Annotated in this window: 12 protein-coding genes; 8 read left to right on the top strand and 4 right to left on the bottom strand. The window is 45.4% G+C overall.

Annotation, left to right across the window (positions count from 1 at the left end):
* A complete protein-coding gene (locus tag IC229_RS25620; protein ID WP_190890322.1) occupies positions 1-852 on the top strand; it encodes a carbohydrate ABC transporter permease in 852 nt (283 codons plus the stop codon).
* Between the two features lie 224 nt (positions 853-1,076).
* Here the strand turns inward: IC229_RS25620 and IC229_RS25615 are convergent, their stop codons facing one another.
* Positions 1,077-6,578 carry an alpha-2-macroglobulin family protein gene (locus tag IC229_RS25615; RefSeq protein ID WP_190890320.1) on the bottom strand — a complete coding sequence of 1,834 codons (5,502 nt, stop codon included), beginning with the start codon at positions 6,576-6,578 and terminating at the stop codon, positions 1,077-1,079.
* A gap of 553 nt (positions 6,579-7,131) precedes the next feature.
* Between IC229_RS25615 and IC229_RS25610 the strand changes: the two genes are divergently transcribed.
* The 5 genes from IC229_RS25610 (at position 7,132) to IC229_RS25590 (ending at position 10,393) form a co-directional block, all read left to right on the top strand.
* A complete protein-coding gene (locus IC229_RS25610) occupies positions 7,132-7,689 on the top strand; it encodes a hypothetical protein (protein ID WP_190890318.1) in 558 nt (185 codons plus the stop codon).
* An 11-nt stretch (positions 7,690-7,700) separates the two neighbouring features.
* Entirely contained in the window at positions 7,701-8,084 is a 384-nt protein-coding gene (locus IC229_RS25605) for a hypothetical protein (RefSeq protein ID WP_190890316.1), read from the top strand.
* Positions 8,084-9,169: a hypothetical protein gene (locus IC229_RS25600; protein WP_190890314.1), complete on the top strand. Its 1,086-nt coding sequence runs from the start codon at positions 8,084-8,086 to the stop codon at positions 9,167-9,169. Before IC229_RS25605 ends, IC229_RS25600 begins: the two co-directional genes overlap by 1 nt.
* A 58-nt stretch (positions 9,170-9,227) precedes the next feature.
* A complete protein-coding gene (locus tag IC229_RS25595) occupies positions 9,228-9,875 on the top strand; it encodes a response regulator transcription factor (protein ID WP_317171635.1) in 648 nt (215 codons plus the stop codon).
* An 89-nt stretch (positions 9,876-9,964) separates the two neighbouring features.
* On the top strand, positions 9,965-10,393 hold the full coding sequence (locus IC229_RS25590) for a hypothetical protein (protein ID WP_190890310.1): 429 nt from the start codon (positions 9,965-9,967) through the stop codon (positions 10,391-10,393).
* A gap of 142 nt (positions 10,394-10,535) precedes the next feature.
* Here the strand turns inward: IC229_RS25590 and IC229_RS25585 are convergent, their stop codons facing one another.
* Complete coding sequence (locus IC229_RS25585) at positions 10,536-12,353, bottom strand: hypothetical protein (protein ID WP_190890308.1); 1,818 nt, start codon at positions 12,351-12,353, stop codon at positions 10,536-10,538.
* Between IC229_RS25585 and IC229_RS25580 the strand changes: the two genes are divergently transcribed.
* On the top strand, positions 12,345-15,353 hold the full coding sequence (locus IC229_RS25580; RefSeq protein WP_190890306.1) for a ligand-binding sensor domain-containing protein: 3,009 nt from the start codon (positions 12,345-12,347) through the stop codon (positions 15,351-15,353). The genes IC229_RS25585 and IC229_RS25580 overlap by 9 nt on opposite strands.
* Before the next feature lie 40 nt (positions 15,354-15,393).
* Here the strand turns inward: IC229_RS25580 and pbpC are convergent, their stop codons facing one another.
* Positions 15,394-17,763 (bottom strand): penicillin-binding protein 1C, encoded by a 2,370-nt coding sequence (pbpC, locus tag IC229_RS25575; protein ID WP_223834194.1) that lies wholly within the window; start codon positions 17,761-17,763, stop codon positions 15,394-15,396.
* A 135-nt stretch (positions 17,764-17,898) separates the two neighbouring features.
* Between pbpC and IC229_RS25570 the strand changes: the two genes are divergently transcribed.
* On the top strand, positions 17,899-19,293 hold the full coding sequence (locus IC229_RS25570) for an MBL fold metallo-hydrolase RNA specificity domain-containing protein (protein WP_190890304.1): 1,395 nt from the start codon (positions 17,899-17,901) through the stop codon (positions 19,291-19,293).
* Between the two features lie 107 nt (positions 19,294-19,400).
* Here the strand turns inward: IC229_RS25570 and IC229_RS35445 are convergent, their stop codons facing one another.
* Positions 19,401-19,613 (bottom strand): hypothetical protein, encoded by a 213-nt coding sequence (locus IC229_RS35445; protein ID WP_223834193.1) that lies wholly within the window; start codon positions 19,611-19,613, stop codon positions 19,401-19,403.
* Positions 19,614-19,741 lie beyond the last annotated feature (128 nt).

The following is a 19,741-nucleotide window of genomic DNA, read 5'->3' as shown; positions in this document are numbered from 1 at the left end:
ATGAAAAAATGGACGCCTTACTTGCTGGTTTCGCCTTATATCCTGCATTTTGCGGTATTTGTTGCGTTTCCGGTTGTGTTCTCGGTGGTACTGACGTTCCACAGCTGGAACATCATTTCGCCCATGAAGTACGTTGGTCTGGCGAATTATGAGCACTTGTTTAAGGATCGGTTGTTCTGGCAGGCCGTCTGGAATACCGTACGTTTTCTAATCGTTCATATTCCGTTGCAGATTGGCCTGGCACTGGCATTGGCTGAGTTACTAAATCGGACGGTACGTGGCGCGTCGTTTTTTCGGGCGGCCTTTTTTCTGCCGGTCATTGTTTCGGGTGTAGTTGTTACAATTCTGTGGCAGCAGCTTTTAAGTTACAATTCGGGAATTCTCAACCGGCTGCTGACCGATTTAAGCCTGCCGCGTGTGGCCTGGCTCGATGATCCTAACGTAGCGATGTATTCGATTGCGGTAATGGCAACCTGGAAAAATGTAGGACTCTACACCATTCTATTTCTGGTTGGGCTGCAATCAGTTCCCATTCAGTACTACGAAGCGGCTGATTTAGAAGGAGCTTCGAGCTGGCAGAAATTTCGACACATTACGTTGCCGATGATTAACCCAACCATTTTTACGGTAGTGATTCTGTCGACCATCGGCGGATTTTCGCTGTTTGTGGAGCCTTACATTATGACCGGTGGAGGCCCGATGAACACGACGCTTTCGGCGGTCATGTACATCTATCGACAGGCATTTCAGTATTACCACATGGGCTATTCGGCCACATTGGGTTTCTGTTTTGCCTTGATTATTTTATTCGTCGTCATCATCCAACGGCGCTACGTTGAGCAGGAAGTATAGAGCCGTTTTTGTCACGCTGAGAGACGAAGCATCTTTAACTTGCCTAATTTGGAAGTGATGGGGTAAACATTTGATTGATAATGTATTATTGAGAATTTTTGTCATCCTGACGCAGGAAGGATCTTAAGGTTTCCTCACTAGAGTGCTATGAAACCTTAAGGTCCTTCCTGCGTCAGGATGACAAAAATTAACTACCCATAATTCAAATTTATGGAGTAGATTACCTACCGAATCGAAACTGTGCCCGCTCCGTTATAACTCCGAATTTCGCCGTTATACATGGCATCTGCCGAAACTGGGCCTAACACAAAACGACCTTTCGAAATGGCCCGGGCCAGGTAATAGAAGGTTTTCGGAGTTCCTGTTGCGGTCGTATAGAAATTAATTCGGTCATCGCGCAGATCGAGGTGGTCGGGTGTGCTGGGTTTCTTAATCCAGTCCATATCGCGTTGCTCAGTCAGGCGGGGATTTTCTACTTCAAGACCCGCTGGTAGTAAATCCGTTACGACTACGTTTTCCACATTCAGTCCCGTCGCGGTTTCTATCGTGACTCTTATCACCACCATATCGTTCTGGCGAATATCGGTTGCTGGCTGTCCGTCGCGGGTCAAATATTCCCGCCGAACGATTAGCCCGTTGTCTTCTTCCGCAATCTTGCCGCTGCCCGGTATGCCTTCACTCTGCGCAAAATAGTACACATTGCCCGATCCCTGCGTATTGAGCTGAAGTGGCTGATTGACAGGTACGCGCTTCACATTCAGAAACGCGTTGCTCATCGTGCCCAGCGATTTTCCGCCCGACAGCAACGTAGCGGTGGCCGTACTATTCGCAGTTTGCTTCGCCAACTTACCCAGTGCCAGGAAAGCAAAAGCGGCTTCCTGCGTATTGACGTAGGCCGACTGACGTAGCGCTGTCGAAAGTTGACGGGCGAGGACTGGAATCTGTAAATTATCCTTGTCGGTATCGACCAGGGCGTCCAGTACGAGGGCCATGTTACGTAGCGGAGAGGCATAACTGCCGCCCGATTGTCGTCCTGTCGTATTATCGACGTAGCGTTTGGGTAACAGGGCCGTATAGCTGCGAGTGTCGCCCAATCGGAAATACGTAGCGGCCAGCAGGTAACGGCTGTCCTGCGTGAGCAGTTTCACATTTTGCTTGTAATAGTTCATCGCCGACCGATTCGGCTTACCTGCGCCCGCCAATACATAGAGCGCGTACAAACTGGTGCGACTGGCCACTTTCTGAACGGTACGTCCGCCGGTTTCATCGAAAATGTAGGCATTTTCCGTAGCGGGTGTACTAGTCAACGTAGTGAGGTAATCAACAGCCGAACTCAGCACCGACGAGCGAACCGCGAAACCGGCTTCCTGCGCTTCAGTCAGGAAATGAACGGCGTAGGCGCTGGCCCAATCGTCCACGTAATCCCGCGAACTACCATCCTGCGTCGCCGTAATCATACCCGGCCACATCGTGAAACCTCCGCCCGGCACCTGCAATCCTTCTACCTTCTGAACAGCTTCCCGAACATTGGTGGCTGGATTGAAATCGCTCTCACCTGCCCGGACGAAGTACGTATTGGCCGAGAGCTGTTTGGTCAAATCGGCGAAATAGATTTGTGGGAACGCTTTCGAAATCGTCTGTTCAATACAGCCGTGCGGATAGCCCAGCAGATACGACAATTCACGACCATACTGCGTCACCGGTGACCGGCTCAACGTCATGCTGGCCCGCGACGTACCGGGCAGAAAATTATTCCCCGCCAACGTAATGGCCTGATTTTTACCCCCAGCCACTACCCCCGATTGCGTGAGTTTTTGCAGCGATGCCGCCGGACGTACCGTTACGTCGGTTTTCTCCGTAAACGTCTCGCCCAGACCGTTCACCGAAATAGTTATAGCGCCGGTACCAATAGCTTGTTTCGCCGAAATCCGGAACGTAGTGCGGCTTTCGCGACCGGGCTGAATCGTTACCTGTTTCGTACTGATGCTGTCGACCAGCAGCGGGCCGGTCAGGTTCAGTTTGGCGGTGACAGTGGCTACTTTCTTCGTGGTATTGCTCAGGTTAACGGGCAGTTCGAGCTGATCGCCGGGCGTCAGGAAGCGGGGAACGCCTGTGCTAATCACAATCGGGTCAGCCACTTTCATGTTCGTGTTGGCCGAACCGAAGGCGTTGTCTTTATAAGCAACGGCCATCACCCGTAAATCACCAGAAAATTGTGGGATATCGACTGTAAATTCCGCTTCGCCATCCATACCCGTTTCCAGAATTCCGCTCCAGAGCGCGACTAGCCGTACACGACCATTGCTCAATGGATTCACCCGTCGTTCCAGATCATAGCCGTCACCACCCACGCTGGATGAAGATTTGAGCGACAATTCGGGATAAAGGAGCGCGTACAAATCGTGGCTGCCGACTTCTAATGCCCGTTTCTGGTAGAAAAATCCGTGTGGGTCGGGTGTTTTGAAGTTCTTCAACTGAAGAATCCCTTCGTCCACGACAGCGACTGTCACCTGCGCGTTACGTGCCGTTTTGACCTGAATCGTCTGTTTGGTTTTCGAGCGAGATTGCGTCGTAGCCGTAATCGTTACTGGAATCTTGGTATCATCGTCCTGCACAGCCAATGGCGTGAAACCGTGCGCAACGGTCAACGGCAGGTTCGCCGGAGCGCCGGACCGTTCGTCCATAGCCCGGATGAGCGTCGCCGTTACGTATACGTTGGGCAGGTGCTCGTCGCCAACCGAAAAACTCAATTCTGCCGATTTGTTGCTGGTCGTGAGCCACTGATATTCCAGCACCCGATTTCGCTCAATCGTTACCAGTAACTTGCCATCGAAAGGAGCCTTGAACAAGACTTTCGCCTTGTCACCGGTCTGGTAAACTGGTTTATCGAGCGTCATTAAAACCTGTCCTTCCTGACTTACATCAAACGACGAAGCCGACGTACTGCCATAACCATACGCATAAAAAGTAGTGGCTGCGTAATTGGTGGCTTCGGGCCGACGGGTGCGGATTTCGTATTCGCCCGAAACTGTCGGAACGTAGCGGAATCCGGCTTTTCCGGCTTTACATGTCAGCGTATTGGTATAAACCGATTTCTCCCGCTTGCGCGTTGTGTACTTAATCTGGTTGTCTTTTTTCTCGATAACCGTTTGATAGTCATAACGTATCACTTCTACGTTCACCGTTGCCGACGGACGAAGCTGGCCGGTTGGGTCAAGCGCTACCAGATCGGCGGCAATGGGCGCGTTGGTCGTTACGTAGCGGTCGGGCAGGCGAACCCCAAAAAATGTTTCCTGCGTGCGTACGTCGAATCGTCGAAGCCGATTGACCGGACGTCCGTTTTCATCAAAAACGGTAACGAATAATTTCCCTTCCAGCATTCCAATGTCCTGATACAAAGCCGGAAGTTCGAATCGCTCGGTAGCTTGTCCGTTGGCGTTGGTACGTCCCTGCCGTAAGTCTTTCGGGAACGCGTCTTTGGCGTCGGCGGAAAGATTTGGAATATCGAAATCGTATTCCTCGAAACCCTTGGGTGCGAATGCTTTACGTTTTAACTGAAGTTCGATTTCGTACGAACGGTCGGCGGCTGGCGGCCCAAATAAATTCATGGCCGTTGCTGAAATGGTCAGCGTTTGCCCCGATTTATACGTAGTACGGTCGGTCATTACGTCGACTTTGATACGGTCGGGGATGAATTCTTCCACACTCACCGGCTGCGACGTCAGCAGAACTTTATTGGCGTTCAGGACTTCGATGGTGTACGTACCGGTTACGGCGGCCGGGTCGAGTGCTACGTCGGTTTCGACGGCTCCCTGCGCGTTGGTCGTTTTGCGAAGCGCTCGGTATTCGTGGCCGTTGGGCATCAGGATACGTATCAGCACCGGAATTTCGCCCACGCTTTTCCAGCTTTGCGAGCGAATGACCGTATTGAAATGAATCGTTTCGCCAGGGCGGTAGATGTCACGGTCGCCATATACGAAGGCATCGAAACCAGATTCGTTATCGCGTTTCCCCTCTACTTCAAAACGCGACGTTTCAACTTCGGTATCGGGCAAAAACAGGATATTAAAATCATCGTCGGTACGTGCCGTCAGCATCGCCACTTTGAAACCCGGAGCTTTCTCGCCCACTTTCTCGAACTTAACGAAGCCACTGCCGTCGGTTTTTAGTGTGAATACTGACTGATTATTACTGCTGACCAGCGTTACGTCGACACCCTGAATGGGTTCGGCGGTGCGGATGGAATTTGCCCAAACCAGTACTTCATCCTTCGTTTGGCGGGCTACCAGTCCAATGTCGGACAAGGATACCAGTTGATTCGCCTGTAGATACGCTTCATCTTTCGAATCGACCGACACCAGATAGACGCCCCGAAAATTGTTATTCTGATCCGGCAAAGAAAGGTTCAGCGCCGAAACCCCTTTGACTTTGGGCAGATCTGCTGTTTCAACGGTTTTGTTCACCAGAACGTCGCTTAGATCGCCCTGTTCGTCGTTGCCATAACTGAAAGCGCCCGACGGCCCCCAATTGCCTGAGGCATCTTCCCGATATTCTTCGTAGCGGTTGGTACGGAAATAATTCAGGATGTTGTTTTCGTACACTTTGGCAATTTTTACCTGCACTTTCGGTACGTTGACAATGTTCAGCCCGACGTTACGTGACCCTTTCGAGGATAAATACAGCGCTTTCTTAGCTGCAAACTGAATGCTGGCGGGCATTTTGCCGAAAAACAAATCTCGCGTGATGGCTTCGTTCAGCTTCGTACCTAATACGCCACGGATCTGGTCGGTGAGCGTCAGTACGTACGTATCGGTTTCGTTGAAATCGCCCCGGATTATGAAGCCGTTTTCGGTAAGTTCGGCTGTCGTTTCAACCTGCGGCTGAATCGTATAGTATTGCGCCAGATTACCTGGCTGAAGCTCCTGCGTCGTGATGACCCGAACAACACCCTGATTATTTTCATAGCTGGTCACTACGTCCGCTACATCGACCTGATAACGTGACGGCAACGTAGCGTTTTCTTCAATAGCTTCCTGACTCACGTAGGCCGTATTCGGCACTTTCAGCCCTTTGTCAATTTTGAATGCCAGCGGTTGCTCATTCTTCTCAGCAGGGGCGTTGGTCAGAGCTAACGTAACGGCACTCTGGGCATCGCTTTGAATCGTCTGCGTTGTCAGCGTTTTATCTTCGGACGTAGCAGCCAGTTTGCCCGATACTTCGGACGAATTAACCGGATAATTGAAATTGAGCCGGACTTTCGCCACGGGTTGCCCGTTTTCGCGTGAACGCCCCCACCAGCTTTCGGTCGAAGCCAGTTGCAGATAGGGCGTATGGAACGTAATGTCGTCGCCCGATACTTTTAAATCTTTTTGCACCGATTCCTTCAACAGATCATCGGTGAGTTCGGCGCGGTAATCGGTAGCGGGATCAAAGGCGACGGCGGGTGAGAAAACCAGTTCGTTGGGGGCAGCCCATTTAAATTTCCCCCGCATCGCGGGCTTAAAACGAACGTACTGGGTCGAATCCCATTCATCCAGGCCATTCGCGGGACCAATGTTTTTGTTGAAGGTAAACGTCAGGTTCTGTGTCTGTTGTATTTCGTCGCCGAAGTTGCGGCTAACCACGGCTACTTCGTTGAACGACAGGCGCGAACAACCGAATAATACTAGTAAAGGCAATCCAAAAAGAAGAAACAGACGTTGAAAAAACTGTGGTTTCGTTTGCATGTATGTAAAGGTGAGAAGCCGAATATAGACGAAAATATCTATTCAAAATTGTGGAGACGCTGGGTGAACTTACTGAGCGGCAGTTGGACATAGCAACCGGTAGTGATACGCTAATTTGTTTACTGTCAGAAAGATAGAGTAATCGCTCCTTTTTACTGTTCAGTTTTCAATTGTGACGTCAATTTTTTAATTCACGAATGATACGTTCAACTGTTGACTATTGAATCGAAGGGATTTTTCTTGAAAAAATGGGGGAGATTTCCCGGGGGAGTGAAATGCCAGCCAGGTATAGATTTGCTACGTAGTATGGCAATTATTTTTTACCATCATAAACGGTTCTGGTTGAGAATCATCGGCATGTGCATGGCAGTAATCTATAGGCAGAACAGTGGCCGACCGAAAAAAGCGGTATAAAACATGGGAAATTTCCCAGCGTCAGTCAGGCGTTAAGCACTGAAATTTATGACGTAAAACAACAGCGGGTTGCCTTTAGGTAAAAACATGAAGTCCATTAATTACGCCTACGCATCCTTCCACTTAAACTTAAGCATCCATGAATATCGATGATCTCAGTGAAATGGCAGCTACGTTATTTGCGATTAGTCTTGCAAGCGAACGGATAGTGACTATAGCCAAAACCGCATTTCCTGTGTGGTTGGCAAATGAGAAGAAAACGGGTGCTCAGGAGGTTGATCTTGTGGCCGATAAAGGAAGACGTTTACTAATACTAGCAATAGCTTTTGTTTCCGCCTGTTTTACCGCATCTTTTTTAGTGGATAGCGACTGGGGGCTTGATGACCTTTACGGTACTATAGTAATAGGAAGTGATCGAGCCAAAGGGCTACATCTAAATGTGCTGCTTGTTGGCCTTTTAGCCAGTGGTGGCTCTTCCCTTTGGAGTAACCTGTTGGGTTATACGAAAGCTGTAAAAGAAGTTCAAACGCAGCGAAAAGCGAGTGAGGGTCTATCGTATCGGCAAAAGGCAAGTAAGGAAGGATTAACCACGTTCGACAGCGGCAACGCGGCCCGTCGCCCGTTAGACAGAACTGTTATGGATAGAATGTCTACGTTGGCTCCTCCCCAGTTTGATTTAGAGCTTTCACGCATTTAACTGCCACACTCATGAGTAATATCACAATTATTCCAATCAACGCTAATGGGGAGCCTATATCCGTAACCCTTGCTATTCCTAACTTCCCACAAAGTATTGGCGGAGTGGTTTGGCGGTTTAATGCTGATAAGACCTTCGATGTAAAAGCAGGCCTTTTCACCACTACGGCTGGGGAGGTACCGCTGGGTGCACCAAGTGTTGTTGATGATAAAATCTTTCTTGTAGAAGGTGCGGTGATTCATCATAATGACAATCCGCCTACACCGTATCAGGTGGTAGTGACCATAACACAGAATGGTAAGATCATTCATACAGAAGTTCCCTCCGAAAATGGTTCAGGCAAAATTGGTACAGACAATGTTCCTTTTCTCTACCGATTTCAATTAGTATCATAATGAAAGTGCTTTCTATCCACACGCAGCGGTGGTGGATGTCCGTGCTTTGCACGGCTCTGCCACTGACTGTATTCTCACAGGTAACGCCCGAAGAATTGGCGAACAACATTGGGTATAGCGTACCTGTGTCGCCCGCCTTTGAACTATTGCCCGGTAAGCCTTCTGAAGTAACCAGTCTCGTCACGCCTAAAGATATAATGGCAAGCGTACCGACTTTTATCAGCAAGGATAGAGTGAAAACCGGTGTAGCCGCCGACATCAGACCCTTTAGTTATCTGGTAAAGGCATCCCTGTCAGAATATCAGGGTAAAGCGAAATGGAAACAGGCTTTATGGCGCACTGTACTCGCCATCGGGACAGCCGCTGATCCCACCACAAAAAACGATGCTTTTCTGAGCGCAGGCCTACGGACATCAATTATTGACAAAGGCGACCCAAGGGCTAATAAAGCGTATACCGATAGCTTAAGTAGTGCCTACGCAAGAGGTTTGGCTAGTTTGCCCCCACCTACTTTAGGCATGACACTTGAGCAGGCAGCCCAACGAGCAGCTCAGGTGAATAAGAAAGGTATGATTAGCGCTGATAGTGTACGAAAATTATTCAATAAAAACAGCTGGAATAAGTTTCGGCTCGACATGGGAGTGGCGTTCATGGCCCGTGCCATCAACGGTAGTTACCGCTCAGACAGCCTGAAAGGAGATCGATGGGGAGTTTGGATAGCTACAGGTATACCATTGGGTGAAAATGCCCAGTTTAACGTAACCGGTAAGGCTACGCACAGCATTCGACCAACGACCGAACAAAGTGAAACAAGCCGGTACGTAGCAGGTGGGAGATTCCGTATTTTTATGAACAACAATTTGGCTTTTTCCGTTGAAGCTGCTCAATTATGGGCGAATTATAGTAAATCTACCAGCCTGAATGAAACTTGGACACATTTTGCTGCTATTGCCGAACTTAACGTTCCCGCTTTGGGTGGTTGGCTAACACTTGCTTACGGGGGCGACTCGGCCCACCGTAGCCATACCGAAAGTACCTTTGCATTCAGCTATGCTGTTACCACAAATCGAATTTTTACAAAATAAGAACTCTTACTTCTTGTTTATTCCCTAATGAAAAATGATTTTTCTAAATTACACCACCGTGAGCGAAACGATAAAAATAGCCCTTGCAGATGATCATGTTGCGCTACGCAATGGATTGGCCCTGCTTATTAAAATGCTTGGCTATACGGTTCTTTTTGAAGGTAGTAACGGAAAAGAGCTAATACAGAGCCTAAATAATGATAACTTACCTGATGTGATTTTGATGGACATCAACATGCCACAAATGGATGGTTTCGCTACTACTGATTGGTTAAAGAAGCATCACCCTACTATAAAGGTATTAGCCCTGAGTATGTATGACGACGAAGGCGCTATTATTCGTATGTTGAAGAGCGGAGCCCGTGGTTATCTGTTAAAATCTGCCGAAGCCGATGACCTAAGGAGAGCCATAGATAATGTGTACGCCAAAGGATTTCACTATTCGGAGATGGTAACTGGTACGTTATTCCGAGCTAACTATCAGGATGAGGATGCAGGAAAAGTAGCTAACCTGAGCGACCGGGAACTCCATTTTTTAAAGCTAGCCTCCACCGAACTGACATATAAAGAAATTGCCGACGAAATGTACGTAAGTCCCCGTACTGTTGACGGTTATCGCGAAACGCTTTTTGAAAAGTTGGACGTAAAAAGCAGGATTGGTTTAGTGTTGTTTGCGATTAAGAATCGGATTGTGCATATAGGGTGAAGTACACAAAACTATACATGCTTATAGAAAGTATGTAAGAAGCCAAGTTGGCAACATTCATTATAAATAAATTTTAACGATCAATTATCATGGAAAAAAAACCTTTGGCAAAAGGCGAATTCGGCATTGTAGACGCTAGTACACTCATTCCAGATATTAAGAAAACAAATCTTCGTTTCGAGTTAATCAACGATCAACTGGTTATGCATTTATCGCTGACATTCAACAAAAATGATAATGTTATAGTTGGTGATGGGCGAGATGATTATCCTACACCAATAGGCGTATTCAAAATAGGAGATTCAAATCACTTTACTGGTGAGAAAATAACGGATTTTATATTATACACAGGTACTGAGCCTGGTGAAGTAAGAATTTTCCCTGCGAATTTGTTAAGGCTAGACACAGACGGTGAAAAGCGAGAACATGGCGAAAGTTTTGCATCAGAACTGGAGCAACTTAAAGCGGAAAATCGCCGATTACGGGAAATTTTGTCCAATTTAATTTCCGGCAAATAACTATATAATATATAAGAAAGACAATAAGGTTCTTATGAGCAAAAGAATATATTGTTTCAAGTAATGGAGAGTCGTACAATTGTACGACTCTCCATTACTTGAAACAATATATTCTTAAATCTTTTTAAAAATTCAAGAATAATTATTTATAATCAAAAAACACTTTCCATATTTCTTTATCATATACAGATTGTATAAACTTTTTCCAATTTAAAAGAAACTCTTGCAACAGAGAATCATTTTTAACGTTATTAATTAGATTTTGATTATTATTGATTTCGTTAGGGAAAAATAAACCATAACCCGTTGGATGAAATCCAACCACTGCTCGATCAAGGCCAGCTGGAGTTCCATTATAATTATAAATATCTTTACCTATTGACTCCTTTAAAACTAAGTGCTTTCGAACATTTTGAGGACGAACTGTATTAACTAAGTTCTTTATATTTGACAAATTAGTGTGATCAATAGGTAGAATTTCAGGGTTTCTTAGACCAATATCAGTCAAAATATTAAACCAATTTATAATATCTACAATAAAGGATTTTCCCCCAAAGCTGCCTTGTAAAGTGAAATCAAAACATACAAGACGCACGGATTTATATAAAGAAATTAACTCTTGAACCTCATGAGCACTAATATCTTTAGGTATTAATTTATCTACAAATTGATTAATCTTATTTAAGTGATCTATTAATATTATTCCGTTGTCTCCTTCTCTCTGCAAATCAACAGCAAAGATTTTCCACTTGTCAATCATATCCTCCTTATCAGCCCTTAATTTTATAGATCTTCTTCGCATTCGTTTATTTTCACTAGTGGAAACGCACCTAATGGCTAATTCTTCTGGCGACTTGAAAATACTTCTAGGGTTAAATAGATAATTTAGTATGTCTCTATAATTATAACCAGGTGTGCCGATATTACCCTGTGGTGCAACAAGGCATTTTACTGTTTCATGAAGACTATACATAGTATGTAAATTCATCATCCAGCAGTTCATCATTAATAATACTGCTACTTTTTTGTCGGCCCCTATCCACTCTTTAAAAACGGTGGCTAATTCATCATTACTTAATATTTCTCTTACGTCTACATCGGTTAATTCTGCAATAACATTATTTGAAAATGTTAGCGAATCAAGGGGGTTATCGATATGTACTTCAAATTCTTCACTACTTTCATTATAGACTAAACGAAATTTGTTACCATTAAATACGCTATCTTTATGAATCACTTTGAGCTTGGTTTGTGTAATTAAATTTGACTTTTCAAGAAAACCTTGTTCAATGGAAATATTTTCCAGACGAAAAAGATTATGGCCTATTTGAATAACATCAGGAATTTTTTTATGATTGTTCTGATCTACTAGTTCTGTTAACTCAAAGTCTTTTTCTAAAGCTTTATTCCAGAACTCTGCTAAATAGGGATAGCGCTCAAGGTTATGATGAATCGGTTTACGTAATTCTGCCATGACTACACCGTGGTCTACTTCCCGAAATATACCAAAGGCAGATCCATGGTCCCATGTGATAAAGAACACTTCTTCTTCTCTTTGAACTTGTATATGATCTTTTAATATTTTTTTTAGAATTTCTGGCTTTTGAACAGGATTGCCCGGATTAGGCCTATCTATATCACCTATTTCATTACTAATGACCTTGCAAGCCGTAATTTGATTATACTTTAAATAATTGGGATTGCCAATTTCATAGAACAACGTCTTAGCTTCCGTTTTACAACTCCCTTCCTCTTTGTAATCTATAGTATTCATGATTACATACATCCGTGCCCGGTTTGAATCAAGCGGTACCGTCAATATGTCTTTGAACATGGAGTTAAGCTCCGCTTTCATCTGCTCAGTCATAGTTAAGGCATCTTTCGGTTTATCCTTATCTTTTTTTCTAAAATCTGCATAGATTAGAAAGACGATTACCCATTTGTCTTTTATATGCGACATATCCTTTGTGTGTTAGTGATTTTTATGAGCTTTATTCAGGCAGATATATTTTGCCAGCCAAAAGATACGGTTATTGTAAAAAAAAATTCACAGAAAGATGGATTAAGCAGCTATAATATCCGAAAGATTATTCAGGACAAATGGAGCTTTATTTGGATTGCTACTCAGGATGGTATCAGTCGTTTTGATGGGAAATCATTTATTAATTACTCAAAAAATAGTTCACCCGGCAAAAAGATTAGTGGGTCCGAAGTCAGGGAAGTTATTGAAGACAGCAGTCTACATGTTATCTGGGCCTTGTCCTCTGAGGGTGGAGTAGATGCAATTAGTACAGTAAACGCTAAAGTAGAACGGACGATACATATTCCAACCCAGGGGCAGGAAGACTATAACCTCTCTATGCTGAAGTATGGGGACGAACTATGGATTGGTTCTTCAACTGGTGTTCGAATTTACAATTGTCAAAAAAACTCGTTTATTCAAAATCTACCCCTTCCCGAGAATCGCAATAACACTATTGATTTTGCCGCACGTTCAATCCAGCAGGATGAGTATAAGAATGTATGGGTATGCTATGGGGGATATGGTATTGTTATCTACCAGGCTTCTACTAAAGCAATTTTAAAGACGATAAGGTTACCACAATTAAGTCATCAAAAGGGTATCAAGGAAATTCGCATTCCTAAGGGTATATTTTTGAAAAGTGGAGAAGTTCTGTTTGCCACAACTCAAGGGCTGCGTAAAATATATTATAATAAAAATTATCAGATAAATGTGAATATTTCTCCGTGTGAGTCAGTGTCGAGAATGAATCACGAGAATATTGACTGGATTACAGTTGACGCTGGAAATTCATTACTTATTTCAGGGTTCAATAACCTTTATCGATTTAATTATGCATTAAATAAGTGCCAAATAATTAACGAGGTATCACGAACTGGTGAAGGTAACTGGCTCTCGGCAGTATTGTGTGTTTATAAAGATAAATCCGGCAATACATGGCTTGGTTGTCAGGAAGGTCTAGGTTACATAGATAAAAATAAAGCCCCTTTTAACCCTTATGGATATGAACTTACTTCAAATATTAAACTAGATCATGTTTTTGCCGTAAACCCAATTGATGGTAATAATATTTTGGTTGGCTTACGGAATGGTCTAGTGGAAATTAATAAAAATAATGGTAGATACATTCAGTTTGATAAAGGCCATTTGTATCAACACATATTTACTGATTCAAAAAGATTGATACACATTTCGCGCCCGGATGGCTTGTTTATTTATCAAAAAGGTAAGATCACTCCGATTCATGAAATATATTCTGAATTTCTGCCTTATAGGTTCTATTCGATCAACAGCCACTTATTTATTAACGACACACTAACCGTTCTAGGTACAGAAATAAACAAAGGGATACTTCTTTGGAATCCGGTAAAAAAGAAAGTAAGAAGCATTGATGTAAATGGATCACCTTCACTTGCCTCCAGCATTGTCAACAACATTTTTAGGGATACACAGGGTCGTATTTGGGTTCTATCCGATTATGTAATTACAATCCTGTCTGCTGATTTACGCTCAAAAAAAGAAATAGAATTAAAAGACAAAAGTAGCGGAACACCTTACAGGCTATTTTTTGATATGTGTGAAACGGACGGTTCTTACTTTATTGCATCCTATGGTTTCGGCATTTTGCAAGTGAATAGAGATTTTAGTGTTAAGCGTGTTTTTAATACCCAAAACGGATTGTCGAATGATGGCGTGTACCAGATATATTCACTACGTGGTAATGAACTTCTGGTTACGAGTAATAATGGGTTGTCCCGAATTAACCTTAACACGTCCAAAATCAGCAGATATTACCTCGGTGACGGCCTGCATTCGAATGCGTTTGAAGAGGTGAGCGGTTTGATGGCTGAAGGTAAAATTTACGCTGGAGGTGTCAACGGTTTTACAGTTATTAATCCAGCCGCTTTTTCTACAAATACAACGCCACCGAAACTTTACTTTACCGGTGTCGAAATGAAAACCGCGACCGGCAAAACGGATACAAGTAATATATTAATGGACGCATTGAAGATTCCAAATGATGTAATCCAAACAACAATTCATTTCGCAGGTCTTAATTATACCAATCCTGAACGCACAAGTTATGCGTACCGCATTATAGAGGAAAGTAATAACTGGATAGAAAATGGTAATCAAGCTACTTTAGCACTTATTAGCCATCCACCAGGGAACTATACGCTTGAAGTAAAAGCAGCAAATGAAGAAGGCGTTTTTAGCAAACCGATAAAGTTACAGCTTTACTTTCAACCCAAATGGTATCAAACCATCTGGTTCAGATTTTTGGTAGTGTTGCTGCTTGGAATTCTTATTTATCAATTCTACCGGTTTCGGATTCGGCAATTGCAGCATGAGCACAACATCCGTCAGCGTTTAGCCAGAGATCTGCATGATGACTTGGGTAGCACCATGAATAGCATTAATATTTATACGAATATGGCCATTATGGAAAGCGGTACCAATCATTATTTAACGAATATTAAACAGGGAGCGCAGGAATCCATAGCCAGTATACGTGATATTATTTGGATTCTGGATGATCAGAAAGATACAATTACCCAATTAGCTGAGCGAATCAATCAATTCGCCAGCCCTCTTTGTAGTGTGAATAAGATTTTATTTACGTATTCTATTGATCCTGTTTTAATAGATCATGTTTTCCAGAAAGAAGAGAAACGAAACCTGTATCTGATTATAAAAGAGGCCATTAATAACAGCATAAAGTATGCTCAACCTAAGCACATAACTCTCTCCTTTGTGTGGAAAAACAGGAAGCTATTAGTTGATATTTCTGACGATGGTACAGGTTTTGACCCGAATCAACAAAAACGGGGTAACGGCTTAAGTAATATGGAACGACGGGCGGACGAGATACAATACCACTACAAAATAGACTCTTCTTCACAGACAGGTACCACAATCCGTTTGGTCAAACATTGATAAACGATAAGTATATGACCGGACAAACTAATTCATTTAATTACTCATTTTTTACCACTACGTGCATATCGCTATGACGCCCTTTGTCATCGGCGCAGGAGATTTTTAGACGGCCCGGTCGTGGACGAAAAAATACGGTTTGGGTGGGCAGCGCTTTGCGATATAATTTATCATTCAAGTACCAATAAACTTCCTGCACGTCGTTAGCCGCCTGGCAACCCAACTCCATTTCAGCGGGTTGTTTCGGATTGATAAAATATTCGCTGCCTTCGTTCAGGCTTGTAATCAGCGGCCCTTCACTACCCCCGAAAATACGCTCACAAACCGGATTATGCGGAGGTATTCGCTCGAAGGGGACATGACTGCTCTGATAAAAAGCCGCTACTTCAGGCGCCAGATTCGGATACGACCGACGTACCGAACCTGAATCGGGTCGGCAGTGAGCGCAGTAGGAAATTGTACCGGCTGCGTTCGTGAAAACGGCTTTCCGGTGCTGACAACGCCGATACCGCGACACGCCCATGATAAAATAATCGGTTACGGGATTTGGGCAAAACTCACCCGGTATATCGCCCGTTTCGGGGCAGATGAGCCGTGAACTCAATTGCAAGGCCGCCGACCCTTTCGGATTCCGAAACCAGCCATTCGATGAGTTATCGTCAAGTGCATTAAATAACTGAAACAGCAGGGGCGTAGCGGTATTGGCACCACTCAGCTCGGCCACGCCCGCCCCCGAAAAATTGCCCACCCAAACGCCAATCGTGTATCGTTGATTATAGCCAATGCTCCAGGCATCTCGTCGCCCGTAAGACGTACCAGTTTTCCACGCGATACGTGGTAAATGGTAACTGTTGTCAAAATTGTTTGGTAAATCAGGCCGCGTGATTTGCGTAAGGGTGTACGTAACGAGGTAGGCCGCAGCGGGCGAGAGAATGGGAACTCCAGTCTGTTTTTTGGGTGATAACGTAGCATCAACAGCCATCCGAAATTGCAAGGGTTTCACCTCACCGTTATTCGCAAAACCAACGTAGAGCCGGGTCATTTCTTCCAACGTAACGCCACAGCCACCCAGAATCATCGAAAGGCCAAGCCCTTTTGCCTGCTTTTTTATAGTCGAAAAGCTAGCGCGCCGGAGGGTCGCAATAAACGGAGTCACGCCAATTTCGTGAAGTAATGCCACAGCAGGCAAATTCAGCGAATTCCCTAACGCAAACTCAGCAGTAACGGGGCCGTTGAAACGTCGGTCGTAGTTGTCGGGTTCGTAGCCGGCGAAATTGGTTGGTACGTCGGCGAGTTTGGTTTTTGGGGTGATGAATCCCGCGTCGAAGGCCAGCCCGTACAGCAACGGCTTTAGCGCGCTCCCCGGCGAACGTACCGCCCGAACGCCATCGACCTGGCCTCCGTCATATACATCATTGAAATTGGCCGAACCAACGTAGCTGACCACTTCCTGCGTTTGATTATCCACAACCAGCACAGCCGCATTGTGGACACCCAGCGCCCGAATTCGATTCGCGTAATTCTGGACAATTCGCTCGGCCGTCGCCTGTACCGCCGGACGTAACGTAGCATGAATAACCGGCTCGCCCGGAAAACTGGCCCGGAGCCGACGCGATAAATGCGGAGCTAGTTGCGGAGCCGCCCGCCGACGTACCGTTAAGGGTTCGTCGATGGCGTCAGTAATGGTTGTTTCATTAAAGAGATTTGCCGTACGAAAGCGAGTCAGCCACCTGTTACGTTCCTGAACGACGAGCGCGTTGCGTTCCCCCAATCGCAGACTCGACGGACGGTTGGGGATGATTGTCAACGTAGTAATTTCGGCCAGACTCAATAAAACCGGTGGTTTACCGAAATAAAGCAGTGAGGCTGATTTGAGCCCTTCGATGTTACTGCCGTATGGGATTAGATTTAAATACAGTTGCAGAATTTCGTCTTTGGAATAGTGCAACTCCAACTGGATGGCACGTAGCAACTCGATAAATTTACTGCCGTAGGTACGTTCGCGGGGCTCCAGCAAACGTACCGTCTGCATCGTAATGGTCGATGCACCCGACGTACGACGCCCTTTGAGCAGGTTTCGGAACGTAGCACGCAACATCGCTACCGGGTTGAAACCGAGGTGATACCGAAAATATTTGTCTTCTTTGAACAGAATGGCGTCGCGAAGCGTGGGCGTAATTTCGTCCAGTTCGGCGTACATGCGCCATTTATCGTCGCGGCTCAAAAAAGCGTGCAGAATAGAGCCATCCCGAGCGGCAATGAGTGTCGAGTAGGGGACGTTGGTTGGGACGGGAAAGAAAAAATCGAGGGCAAAACCAATCAATCCGATGCCAATCAGAGTTTTAACCACACGTGATTTCCACATCCGGTTGATAATACCACGAACGTTTCCCAATATTGGCCCTTGCATGGCTGCAAGTAATAAAAAATGTGTAATCAAAAATAGTTAGCTGTGGGGTCACTTATTGGTCGGTTACTTTTGACCGACAGTACTAAAATAAGCCATTCAACAAAACCCGTCCGGTTCGCCGGTAAACGTTAAACGATGACCATTCAATTTTTTGGCGCTGCCCGTACCGTTACCGGCAGCAAACACCTGCTCACTACCGCCAGCGGCAAACAAATCCTGCTCGATTGTGGCCTGTTTCAGGGCATCAATACCGACGAACTAAACCAGCAATTCGGTTTCGATCCGGCGCAGGTCGATTACATGGTGCTGTCGCATGCCCATATCGATCATACCGGCCTGATTCCCCGATTGGTACGTAAAGGTTTCGACGGCCCGATTTATACGACTTCGGCTACCATTGATCTCTGCCAGGTCATGCTGATGGATAGTGCCCGTATTCAGGAGCGCGATCTCGAACGGGTAAACGAACGTCGTACCCGCCGGGGTGAGCCTGAACTCGAAGCACTATACAACGAAGACGATGTACAGAAGGCACTCGACCAGATGCGGCCCGTTGAATATGGTCAAAAATTTGTCATCTGTGATGAAGTAACGGGAATGTTGACCGATGCGGGACATTTGCTCGGCAGTGCCGCTGTGAGTTTAACCATTCAGGAAGACGGTGGAGAGAAAAAACTGTTTTTCAGTGGCGACATTGGTCGTCCCGACGACAAGATTCTACGCTCGCCCGACCCGTTTCCACAAGCCGATTACATCATCTGCGAATCGACCTACGGCGACCGTTTGCACGAAGCCGAGCCGGACGTGAAAGCGCATTTGCTACGTATCGTCCAGAAAACCTGTGTCCAGAATCGCGGAAAACTCATCATTCCCGCCTTCGCTGTCGACCGGACGCAGGAGTTGATTTACGCGCTCGACCAGCTATCGAGCGAAGGCCGATTGCCGGTGCTGCCCGTTTACATCGACAGTCCAATGGCGGTGCTGGCTACCGATGTCATGCGTGACCATGAGGAAGATTTCAATCCGAGCATTCTGAGCTATATCAAAAAAGATGGCGACGCGTTCAACTTTCCGAACCTGCACTACGTAACGGACGTAAAAGATTCGAAAGCCATTAACGATAGTAAAGAGCCGTGCATTATCATATCGGCTTCCGGTATGGCCGAAGCCGGACGTATCAAACACCACATCAAAAACAACATTACCAAGCCAAACACCACTATTTTATTGGTGGGTTATGCCTCTCCAACCAGTTTAGGTGGTGCGTTGAAACGAGGTGACAAAGAGGTGACAATTTTCGGCGAACGTTACCCGGTTGTTGCCCGTATCGAAATCATGGACTCTTTCTCAGCGCATGGCGATTACAAGGAAATGTTGCAGTTTTTAAGCTGTCAGGACGCTACGAAAATAAAAACCGTTTTTCTGGTTCACGGCGAATACGAAAAACAGCTCATCTGGAAAGAGCATCTGCACAACGCTGGTTTCCGCCATGTCGAAATTCCAGCGATGGGGGAGAAGGTGGTGATGTAAAAGGTTAGGCCCCGGCAGGTTCTGGCTGTCGGGGCCTGATACGACTATCGATTAAAAATAAAAAAGCCCCGGCTTTGCAACCGGGGCTCGCTTGATACGTTATGTTGTCATGTGAATCGTAAACGCGGTACGCGCGTAAAGCATCGGTTTAACACAACCCGGTACATCTTACCAAATTGTGCGTAACACCAACGTTTCAACTGCTTTAGTTCTTTAGGGATGAGTAATTTAATCGCCTTGATTAGTTCTTTCTCAAAGAGGCCTTTGTCAAAACTCACCTTCTGAAGGATGGTTTTGATGTACTCGAGCATAGAGAGCATAAACTAGTAATTTTTTTGGTTAAAGAAACCCAGGGATATTAAATGAGGTTGAGTGGTTTATTCCTGGTGTGGTACTTTAATTCGTAACGATTTGTGGCCTGTTTTGTTGCTCAAAATTAGTAATGTTT

Source organism: Spirosoma profusum (assembly GCF_014699005.1).
Taxonomy (GTDB): Bacteria; Bacteroidota; Bacteroidia; order Cytophagales; family Spirosomataceae; genus Spirosoma; species Spirosoma profusum.
This window is presented reverse-complemented; position numbering and strand designations above follow the sequence as displayed.

What these genes read in the sequence shown, in the direction of transcription:
- IC229_RS35445 (WP_223834193.1), bottom strand. Translation starts at nt 19,613, where the DNA reads ATGCTCTCTATGCTCGAGTACATCAAAACCATCCTTCAGAAGGTGAGT.
- IC229_RS25600 (WP_190890314.1), top strand. Translation starts at nt 8,084, where the DNA reads ATGAAAGTGCTTTCTATCCACACGCAGCGGTGGTGGATGTCCGTGCTT.
- IC229_RS25620 (WP_190890322.1), top strand. Translation starts at nt 1, where the DNA reads ATGAAAAAATGGACGCCTTACTTGCTGGTTTCGCCTTATATCCTGCAT.
- IC229_RS25605 (WP_190890316.1), top strand. Translation starts at nt 7,701, where the DNA reads ATGAGTAATATCACAATTATTCCAATCAACGCTAATGGGGAGCCTATA.
- IC229_RS25580 (WP_190890306.1), top strand. Translation starts at nt 12,345, where the DNA reads ATGCGACATATCCTTTGTGTGTTAGTGATTTTTATGAGCTTTATTCAG.
- IC229_RS25590 (WP_190890310.1), top strand. Translation starts at nt 9,965, where the DNA reads ATGGAAAAAAAACCTTTGGCAAAAGGCGAATTCGGCATTGTAGACGCT.
- pbpC (WP_223834194.1), bottom strand. Translation starts at nt 17,763, where the DNA reads ATGCAAGGGCCAATATTGGGAAACGTTCGTGGTATTATCAACCGGATG.
- IC229_RS25610 (WP_190890318.1), top strand. Translation starts at nt 7,132, where the DNA reads ATGAATATCGATGATCTCAGTGAAATGGCAGCTACGTTATTTGCGATT.
- IC229_RS25585 (WP_190890308.1), bottom strand. Translation starts at nt 12,353, where the DNA reads ATGTCGCATATAAAAGACAAATGGGTAATCGTCTTTCTAATCTATGCA.
- IC229_RS25570 (WP_190890304.1), top strand. Translation starts at nt 17,899, where the DNA reads ATGACCATTCAATTTTTTGGCGCTGCCCGTACCGTTACCGGCAGCAAA.
- IC229_RS25615 (WP_190890320.1), bottom strand. Translation starts at nt 6,578, where the DNA reads ATGCAAACGAAACCACAGTTTTTTCAACGTCTGTTTCTTCTTTTTGGA.